Annotated in this window: 7 protein-coding genes; 3 read left to right on the top strand and 4 right to left on the bottom strand. The window is 44.2% G+C overall.

What is annotated here, in order from left to right; translation table 11 throughout:
* Window positions 1-154 precede the first annotated feature (154 nt).
* Entirely contained in the window at window positions 155-457 is a 303-nt protein-coding gene (locus KIT90_RS07990) for a DUF3622 domain-containing protein (protein WP_009705616.1), read from the top strand.
* An 85-nt stretch (window positions 458-542) separates the two neighbouring features.
* Here KIT90_RS07990 and KIT90_RS07985 read toward each other — a convergent pair whose 3' ends face one another.
* From KIT90_RS07985 to KIT90_RS07975, 3 genes are all read right to left on the bottom strand, one after another.
* On the bottom strand, window positions 543-956 hold the full coding sequence (locus tag KIT90_RS07985) for a hypothetical protein (RefSeq protein ID WP_285376128.1): 414 nt from the start codon (window positions 954-956) through the stop codon (window positions 543-545).
* Window positions 957-1,064: 108 nt separating this feature from the next.
* A complete protein-coding gene (locus KIT90_RS07980; RefSeq protein ID WP_285376127.1) occupies window positions 1,065-3,251 on the bottom strand; it encodes a TonB-dependent receptor domain-containing protein in 2,187 nt (728 codons plus the stop codon).
* A gap of 249 nt (window positions 3,252-3,500) precedes the next feature.
* A complete protein-coding gene (locus tag KIT90_RS07975; RefSeq protein WP_285376125.1) occupies window positions 3,501-4,571 on the bottom strand; it encodes a succinylglutamate desuccinylase/aspartoacylase family protein in 1,071 nt (356 codons plus the stop codon).
* Window positions 4,572-4,901: 330 nt separating this feature from the next.
* Here KIT90_RS07975 and KIT90_RS07970 point away from each other — a divergent pair, with 330 nt between their 5' ends.
* Window positions 4,902-5,441 (top strand): DUF3332 domain-containing protein, encoded by a 540-nt coding sequence (locus tag KIT90_RS07970; protein WP_005440209.1) that lies wholly within the window; start codon window positions 4,902-4,904, stop codon window positions 5,439-5,441.
* Between the two features lie 76 nt (window positions 5,442-5,517).
* Here the strand turns inward: KIT90_RS07970 and KIT90_RS07965 are convergent, their stop codons facing one another.
* Window positions 5,518-6,990, bottom strand: a complete 1,473-nt coding sequence (locus KIT90_RS07965; protein WP_005440207.1) for an aminoacyl-histidine dipeptidase — start codon at window positions 6,988-6,990, stop codon at window positions 5,518-5,520.
* 1,033 nt (window positions 6,991-8,023) lie between these two features.
* Between KIT90_RS07965 and KIT90_RS07960 the strand changes: the two genes are divergently transcribed.
* A complete protein-coding gene (locus tag KIT90_RS07960) occupies window positions 8,024-9,313 on the top strand; it encodes an NCS2 family permease (protein ID WP_005440204.1) in 1,290 nt (429 codons plus the stop codon).
* Window positions 9,314-9,581: the final 268 nt, after the last annotated feature.

Genomic DNA, 9,581 nt, shown 5'->3' with positions numbered 1-9,581 from the left:
TCCCGTCTCCCGTCTCCCGCAAAAAACTTGCAGCGTTCCGGTAACTTTTATGCTCTAATACCGCGCTTACCAAGGGATGGTGTTAAACAGCTCAGCTTAGATGGAGTTATCAAGTTGACCGAATCCCTGATTAATCCCTTAGGAAATGAAAGAAATGGCTAAAAATCCAAAATTTGCTATCCGCGTAACTGAAAAACGTAACGGTTGGAGCGCAGAGATCACTCGTCAGGTGACTTCTCGTAAAGTAGTGGTATCAAAACGTGAAACAGGTTTTGACAGCGAAGAGAAAGCACAAGCTTGGGCTGAGCAGGAACTAGCGGGTTTTGTACAAAACCAAGTAGTTCGTAACGAGCGTAAAGCAGTACAACGTCAAGAGCGTGAAGCAGAGCAACTAGCGGCAAAAGTTCGCAAAGAAGAAGCTCGTCAAGCTCGTGAAGCAGACGCTGACGAAGAGTAATCGCAGTGTGCTTGATGGTTGAATACCATCGACTATGAATTTGAAAATGCCCCGAGGTTATCTCGGGGCATTTTTATTTGTGTCGTTATAAGCAGTCAGAAGAAACAGAAAACTTCACTGAACTGCCCGATGACGCGGTATTGTAGGTATGATCTTTTCGCAGCTTTTTAGGAGTGTGAACTGGCTGTAAATCAATGCTGTGTAATCCGTCCGATAGATTGTTTGCCACACCGTAGTCGTAATCTTTTGCTTCGGTAGCCTCTCCTTTGGCGTACTGACAATCTCTTGGAGTTTGGTCGTCTTTCCATACAATTGTGTCTGCTTTAGCATCAAGATCTAAGTTCTCCGCAACGGGAGCTGAGTAATGATCTTCTTGCGATAAATTATTGCTTTGTTGTTCTAAATATTGAGTGAGGTTCTGTTGTGCTAGACAGGGCGTAACAACGCAGGACAGGCTTATTGCAACAAGCGTTGTTTTTGCTTTTGGTGTTCTTGTCATATTCTTCATCGGCGAACGTACTAAAAATGGCTTTGAGTAAAAATAAAAACTCGGAGCAAGCGGTTACTCCGAGTTTGGCTAGATTGCTATTGGTTGGTGAGTATCGAATTAGTACTGGTAAGTCAGATTCAATTTCACTTCTCGGCCAGGAGAAGGCACACCATTCGACAAGTAAGCTTCGTAATAGCGATCAGTCAGGTTATTGACGACTGCACCGACACTTAGACCTTTAACTTGTTGTACATCCCAGACAACGTAAGCATTTTGTAATGTGTACTGCTCGCTTGGTGATTTGACTTTTAAGTTGTCGCCTTCAGCTGTGGTTTTTGTCTGTGCATCGTACCAACGGACTTCCCAACCTGTTCTAAGACCCGGAATCCACTCGTAGCCCAACCCAAGGTTAATATTTAGAGGTGGTACACCTGGGTAGTCATCATCAGAGCCCGTAGAGTCAGATAGGCTGCCTTTGTTTTTACCGCGAATGTAACTTGCTGAGAAATCAGAATAGAAATCTGCGATGCGGTACTGCGAAATCAACTCGAAGCCGTAGTTTTTGAAACCATCTAGGTTTGTGCTCCAACTTTGAATATCACCGCTGTCTTTATCTAAGTTTTCACCAGTTCGGATATCAACAGTGTCACTCACATCGTTGTAGAACAATGTCAGTTCTGTTGCAAGATTGTCGCGCTCGCCAACCAATCCTTTGGCCAAATTAATCACACTGGCTTGATAAGCATGAATACGAGAAACATCGAGATCGCGTGCTGTCGCTGTGGCTGTTGCTCGAGCATATTGCACAGAGTAAATGTTATCGACGGTTGGAGCTTTTAAGGCGTAGGCATAAGAGAAGTTCAAACGAGTATTGTTGGTCGCGTCAAAATCGACATCCAAACGTGGACTAAAGCCGTTATGGCTTGTTTCACTGTAATCATGGCCTGCTGCTGGATCATTGTAATCTGGCGCCGCGTTACCTTTACCTTCGCTCGTGATGTACTCATAACGCAGAGAGGGGGTAATCGTCAGGCGGTCGGTTGCTTGATAGTGGTCAGCAATGTAGGCCGCGTATATAGACTGAGTGCCCGATGGTTCATAGTACGGAGTATACCAACCGTAGTTTTTTGCTTCTTTATCATCATAAGAAGCGTTAAATACCAAGGAGTCACGATCCGTTTTTTGGTACTGAAGTCCTGTAACTAGTGTGTGATCACCAAGTTGAGCTTGGTTGAATACGTCGACGTAATCGCGTTGATAGCTTAGCCAAGATTCATGACCGTAGCTGCCAACTGAGACGAACATTTTCTCGAAAGCGATATCAGGACGAACCCAGTGGCGGTCATTCTCCGAGCGAGCCAATTTGATATTGAAATCAATATAAGGGTTGGTTGGCATATAGTGGTAGGAGATTGTCGTCGTATTGTCTTTGTATTCGTTGTAGACCGTGTAAGCGTATTGCGCTTTTTCTAACGAGCCATATTTTTTGATGTTGTAATCCGAAATGGTTGGCATTTGACCACGACGGTTAGCCCATGGTTTACGACCTTCATCTTGGTAGCGTGTATGGCTGATTTCAAATTCGTGGTCATCATTTTCATAGCCAACTTTTACGAGCATGTTCTCTTGCTCGTAACCCGAGTAATCCAGCGTCTCACCACCGCCGACTTTAATATCGTCGGAATCTTTTACTGAGCCGTTAGCTAGGAAGTAGAAGCCAGCATCATTTTTGCCATAAAGGGAGAGTGTGTATGAGTTCTCATCGCCATTATTGTTATAACCCGTTGATGCTCGAACGCCGAAGTTGCGATCGCCCTCGAGCAAGTCATCAACGCTTTTGGTTTTGATTCGGATAGACCCACCAAATTTGCCGTTTAGCGCGCGGTAGTCGTGCGCACCTTTGATGATTTTCGCTTCACCAATCAAGAAGGGGTCAAAGAAGAAGGTACCGTAACGATATTGTTGGAAACCTATTGGAGCACCATCAACGAATACGGCGATATCACTCGGGTCGTCGAAGCCACGAATGTTAATACGCTCACCACCAGAACGAGCACCTCCGTCAAGCGTGGCACCAGGCACGGCGTCAATCATTGCTGCAAAGTTAGAGTATTGCTGCTCTTCGATTTGGGTCCAATCAATGATGGTTTCAGCAGGTTCTGCGACGGTAATCGGTTTGGCGTAGTGGACACCAATGACTTCAAGTTCTTCGTCAGCGTTTTCCGCTGCATGGAGAGAAAGTGAGTTGAGCACTGCGAGCGAGACAAGACTTACTTTTAAGCGATGGGTCGATAATCGTTTCATATTCATTTGTTATAGTAATTTGAGAGGCGAGGATTATATGAATGCTGAAAAGATTAATAAATGATAATGAGATTAATTATCAACAATGAATTTTGGTCTTCCTGTAAACTTTTATACCCACTATTTGACGGTAAATTGGATTATTGTTTGGTTTTTGTTCTGTTAGATAGTGAGAGTGTCTACTTTTACGACAAAAGAAAGCCCAGAGATGGAATCTGGGCTTGGAAGTTGGTTTCTGCTAGTTCGCAATTATTGTTGCGTTTCTAGTGGGATTTGCCCCGTCGTCACTTGGTCGACATCAAACTCAGTCAGCTCCTCAATATAGCTTTCTACCGTTTGCTCAACCATGTCATCATCTTGCTTGAAGTAAGCGATGTGGAAGATAGCATCACCTTCGTTAACCAGTGGCAGTGTTTGCTGGCCAATTACGATACCGCCTTTTGGTGCCAACAGCTCTAGCTCGTCATGACCTAAAGGCGAGCTGATGTAAGCGAGAGTCTCGCCTTCTTCTACTTTATCACCCAAGTTGACAACCGTACGTAGGATACCGTTGCCCGATGCGCGAACCCAGCTGGTGGATTTTGCGATGATTGGCTCTGGTAGTTTTTTGCGGCTCGCACGTAGCATGCCGATAGCCTGCATCACACGTTGCACACCTAGTACACCTGCACTGATCGACAATGGGTCAAAGCGCAGAGCTTCACCCGCTTCGTAAGTCAGTACTGGGATATCGCACTTTTCAGCTTCACTACGAAGAGAACCGTCACGTAGAGCAGAGTCTACGATCACTGGTGTCGCAAATGCTTTTGCAATGCGTAGTGTTTCTGGGTTGCTCAAGTTCGCACGGATCTGAGGTAGGTTAGTACGGTGAATCGCACCCGTGTGAAGATCCAAAATATAGTCACAACGCTTAGCAATATTATTGAAGAAGCCATGCGCCATACGTGATGCCAATGCACCCTTCTCACTGCCCGGGAAGCAGCGGTTTAGGTCGCGACGGTCTGGAAGGTAGCGCGATTTATGGATAAAGCCGAACACGTTTACGATAGGAACCGCAATCACCGTGCCTTTTAGTCTGGCTGGATCCAATTGGTTGATCATCTGACGAACGATCTCTACGCCATTAAGCTCATCACCATGGATCGCTGCATTGACCATTAAAACAGGGCCTTCCTGTTTACCGTGGATAATTTCCACAGGAATAGAAAGAGGCGAGTGCGTGTAAAGCTGTGCCGCTTCAAATTCGGTTTCTAGTCGTTGTCCTGGTTGTACTTGGTGCCCGAGCAGCTCAAATACTTTGCTTTTTTTACTTCTGGCCATAAACCATCTCTGTCAAATACGTTAGCAACAATGTAACAACTGGTTCAAAATCACACTAATCATTCTTCTTGATGTGACGAACAATAATTTTTATTGAAAAGATCAAAAATTCACCGAATGTATGGCTTGTGTAAGTTTATTGGGTGAAATCTAGTATCGATTGAGTAGCCTTGCCTTGATTTTTGATGCGTTACATTCATAAAAAAAATAAGGCTGTGTTAAATTTAATACTAATATTTTTTTGGCGAAAAACTGTCTTTTACCTCTTGTTTTTATCCGCTACTATCCCCGCCGAATTTTTGACCTAATACTATTTAACTAGAGGTTTTAATGAAAAAGGCGATCGCTAAAATTGGCGCACTGACTGCAGTAGCAGTTTCTCTTTCTGGCTGTGTAGGCAGCAACGCAGTAACGGGTTACGTTATGGGCTTCAACTTGAAAGCCGTTGATAACCGTTACGCTCGTGGTGGTCTAAACATGCTAATGGCGCCAGTTTACGGTGTTGCGATTGCGGCTGACTACATTGTGTTCAACTCGCTAGAGTTCTGGACTGGTAAAAACCCGCTAAACGGTAAGCCACACATCTTTGACAAGAAGATGGACACTTACATCGACGTAAACCACCAGTTAGATAAGTCTCTAACGACAGCTCCTGTTGGTCCTATTACGAATAACCGTGTTATCGAACAAGGTCAAATGCAACAGATCGACGAAAACACAGTTCAAATGGACATCACTTACAACAACGGTGAAAAAGCGACACTAATGGGTGTTCGTGAAGGTGAGTTTGTTACTTACTACATCGATGGTGAAGTTGTTGCTAAGACTTCTATGGATGAGCTAGCGTCATACGCGCAAACTCGTGCATAAGTTGCGACTTTTCTGAGCTCGCAATAAAAAAGGGTGCCGAGGCACCCTTTTTCGTATTTATCGAATCTGGTTAGGATTACGCTTTTTCTGGAATTGCTTCTAGAAGTGCAACCATTTGATCCCAGAACAGCTGAACGGTATCAATCTTCACTTTCTCATCTGGAGAGTGCGGGAACTTGATGGTTGGACCGAAAGAAACCATATCCATGTTCGGGTAAGGTTCTTTGAATAGACCACACTCAAGACCTGCATGAATAACCATGATGTTTGGTTTGTGACCGTAGATGCCTTCGTACATATCACGGAAGATAGCCATGATTTCAGAATCCGCATCTGGTTTCCAACCAGGGTAAGCACCAGAGAATTCGATTTGTGCGCCTGCAAGTTCAGCTACAGACTGAAGCATGCCTTCAACTTGACTACGACCTGAGTCGATCAGTGAGCGAATTAGGCAAAGTACGGTTACTTTGTTCTCTTCTGTTGTGATAACGCCAACGTTAAGTGACGTTTCAACCACACCTTCAACTTCGTCACTCATGCGCATTACGCCGTTTGGACATGCGTTAAGCGCTGCGATGAAACGTTGTTGATCTGCAACTGCAAATACTTGTGCGTCAGTCGCGAACTCTTCGTTGAAAGTTACAATGTCAGTTTCAACTTTACCAAGCTCAGTTTTTAGTAGCTCAGTGTAGTAGTTGAACAATTCCGCTAACTTATCTTGGTTTTCTGCTGGTAGAGCAACCGTAACGAATGCTTCACGAGGAATAGCGTTACGTAGGCTACCACCACGGAACTCAACAAGACGAAGATCCAACTCTTGTGCGTGACCAGCAAGGAAACGACCAATCAGTTTGTTTGCGTTGCCACGACCTGTGTGGATATCACAGCCAGAATGACCACCTTTAAGGCCTTTTAGCGTTAGTTGACGAGTAACAAAGCCTGCTGGAATGGCATCGCGAGTGATGTCGAATGTCATTGCGCCGTCGATACCGCCAGCACAGCCCATGTAGACTTCGCCTTCTTGCTCTGAATCCGTGTTTAGAAGGATGTCGCCTTCTAGCCAACCTTCTTCAAGGCCAAATGCGCCAGTCATGCCTGCTTCTTCATCAATCGTTAGCAGCACTTCAATAGGGCCGTGTTTGATTTCAGTAGAAGCAAGAACCGCAAGACAAGAAGCCATACCGATGCCGTTGTCCGCACCAAGTGTTGTGCCTTTTGCTGTTACCCATTCGCCATCGATGTATGGCTGGATAGGATCTTTTGTGAAGTCGTGATCAGTATCTTCATTCTTTTGCGGCACCATGTCGATGTGCGCTTGAAGAACCACGCCTTTCTTGTTTTCCATGCCAGGAGTAGCAGGCTTCTTAATGAACACGTTGCCAGTTGGATCGCGGCGTACGTCAAAACCTTGCTCTGTTGCCCAAGTAACAATGTACTGAGCTAGCGCCTCTTCATGCTTTGAAGGGTGAGGAATTGAACAAATCTTATCGAAAAACTGCCAAAGTGGAGTAGGTGATAAGGTACTGATTTCAGAATGGAATTCAGACACGGAAGACTCCTTTTGATGTGCTTTGCCAAATTTAAACCGTAAATTTAATGAGTGTTTAGCAGTAAATGCTAATCGGTATTGGCTTGAAATTGCCATCAGCATACCACCACAAAAGCCGTTCTAGTAGTTGTGGTGAAAAGGATTTGCCCTAGAACTGTCACAGATTATGAACACAATGCAATACACTAATGCAACGCACTTAGTATGAATTGAAAGTTTGGCTATTTTTTAATTTACTAAACTGTAATTTAATTACAGTTAATTCTTGATGAAGATCAATTTATGAATGTTTTGTGATTTTGGTCACTAAAATGCTTGTAATTAAATTTCTTGGTGGTATATTTGTAACCAGCTTCTGAGAGAAGAATGAAATGCTCAAAGGATGAGTCCGTTTATCGCCTCCAAGGAACCGAGAAATCAACCAAATTAACAGTATTAATTGATTTAGAAGGTGATATTTATGAAAGGTTTACCAAGTGCAATGTTCTGGAACAGCAAATCTGTTTACACCGGTAACTTTGTATACCCAACAAGCTTTGGTTACTAATTGAAGCCAACGCATGTGACTCGAACAAATTTGTTCACCCCTATAAATTGGAATTTTTTTTCAGTGCATAGTGCTGACATGATTCACCGCCACTCAAATTGAGTGGCGTTTTTTTATCTGCAATTCCAAACTTCGGCTACTTTCTCGCCACCAAGCGCGCATTCTACTGCTGCTTCTTCCACATATTTCATTTCCTGACCAATTCTGTGGGTGTTTTACGTCCAAAACCTTAGGTTTGCGTTTGAAAGTTTAATACATTGTTCAGTTTGTACACGTTGGGTTGTACAGAACATAACTCGGTTAGTCGTTGTTTATTAAGGCCTAAATGTTTAGCCTGTTTAAAACACTAGCGAATAGGTTTCATATCCGAAGAAAAAAATCCTATTAGAGTGAAAATTCTATCTGGAATTTGTTATTTGATAACTTTATAATTCGAGCCAATCGATTACGCAACCGTTTACTTTTTACCTTTTACAGGATTCGATCATGCTCGAAAGGCTCTTTAAACTTAGTGAAAATGGCACCAACGTGCGCACTGAGATCATCGCAGGTATCACTACCTTCCTAACTATGGCTTACATCATCTTTGTAAACCCAGCTATCCTTGCGGATACTGGTATGGATCGTGGTGCCGTGTTCGTTGCGACGTGTCTTGCTGCAGCTATTGGCTGTTTCATCATGGGCTTAGTAGCAAACTACCCAATCGCTCAGGCTCCAGGTATGGGCTTAAACGCGTTCTTTACCTACTCTGTTGTGTTGGGTATGGGTTACACGTGGCAAGTTGCGCTAGCAGCCGTATTTGTTTCTGGTCTGTTATTCATTGTCTTGAGTGTGTTCAAGATCCGTGAGTGGATCATCAACTCCATTCCACTTTCTCTTCGTACAGGTATCTCTGCAGGTATCGGTCTTTTCCTTGCGTTCATCGCACTGAAAAACGCAGGCATCGTAGTAGATAACCCAGCAACGCTAGTTTCTATGGGTAACATCACTTCGCTACCATCTGTACTTGCGGCTATTGGCTTCTTTATGACTATCGCGCTGGTTCACCGTGGTGTGAAAGGTGCGGTTATGATTGCCATTTTGGGTGTGACAATTCTTGGTCTTATCTTTGGTGACGTTCAATGGGGCGGCATCATGTCTACACCACCAAGCATTGCACCAACCTTCATGCAGCTAGACTTCTCTGGTCTGTTCGAAGTTGGCATGATCTCGGTAGTATTTGCTTTCCTATTCGTTGACTTGTTCGACACTGCAGGCACGCTAGTTGGCGTTTCACAAAAAGCAGGTCTAACTGACGAGAACGGCAACATTCCACGTCTAAACAAAGCGCTACTTGCTGACTCAACAGCAACGTCAGTAGGTGCTCTACTGGGTACATCTAACACGACGTCATACATTGAGAGTGTTTCTGGTGTAGCAGCAGGCGGTCGTACTGGTCTAACAGCTGTGGTTGTTGGCGTATTGTTTCTTCTAGCTCTGTTGTTCTCACCACTAGCAGGTATGATTCCAGCTTACGCAACATCTGGTGCGCTGTTCTACGTAGCGATCCTAATGCTTTCTGGTCTTGTTGGTATCGACTGGCGTGACCTAACAGAAGCTGCACCAGTTGTGGTTACTTGTTTGGTAATGCCTCTTACTTTCTCGATTGCAGAAGGTATCACGCTAGGTTTCATCGCTTACGCTGCTATCAAACTGTTCAGTGGCAAAGGCCGTGAAGTATCGATGAGTGTGTGGGTGATGTCTGCTATCTTCATCGTGAAATACATGGTCGGTTAATTCCAACGATTGAAAAAAGCCAGTGCGAGCTTGAGTTCGCACTGGCTTTTTGTTTGTGGGGGATTTGTATTCAAATTCATCCACTTTTCTAATTTGTATTGTTCACCGAACTCGGTTTTTCTGCGGAATTGGCGGAGAATTTTGATATCAGCGTTGGTATTAGCCATGGGTTTCGGTAGAATAATCGTTTGCGCAGCTTGAAACCCCCATTTCCTCTGGTGTGGAAAGTTTAGCTTGTTGAGTCCATTTCAGCGCCAACAGCTAGATA

The sequence above is a fragment of the Vibrio sp. B172a genome (assembly GCF_030248355.1).
In the GTDB taxonomy this organism is placed as follows: domain Bacteria; phylum Pseudomonadota; class Gammaproteobacteria; order Enterobacterales; family Vibrionaceae; genus Vibrio; species Vibrio owensii.
The sequence above is the reverse complement of the archived record's forward strand: the minus strand, read 5'-3'. Positions and strand labels throughout refer to the sequence as shown.

Bases quoted from the DNA above. Each gene is read 5' to 3' on its own strand.
- KIT90_RS07990 (WP_009705616.1), top strand. From the start codon at position 155: ATGGCTAAAAATCCAAAATTTGCTATCCGCGTAACTGAAAAACGTAAC.
- KIT90_RS07985 (WP_285376128.1), bottom strand. From the start codon at position 956: ATGACAAGAACACCAAAAGCAAAAACAACGCTTGTTGCAATAAGCCTG.
- KIT90_RS07980 (WP_285376127.1), bottom strand. From the start codon at position 3,251: ATGAAACGATTATCGACCCATCGCTTAAAAGTAAGTCTTGTCTCGCTC.
- KIT90_RS07975 (WP_285376125.1), bottom strand. From the start codon at position 4,571: ATGGCCAGAAGTAAAAAAAGCAAAGTATTTGAGCTGCTCGGGCACCAA.
- KIT90_RS07970 (WP_005440209.1), top strand. From the start codon at position 4,902: ATGAAAAAGGCGATCGCTAAAATTGGCGCACTGACTGCAGTAGCAGTT.
- KIT90_RS07960 (WP_005440204.1), top strand. From the start codon at position 8,024: ATGCTCGAAAGGCTCTTTAAACTTAGTGAAAATGGCACCAACGTGCGC.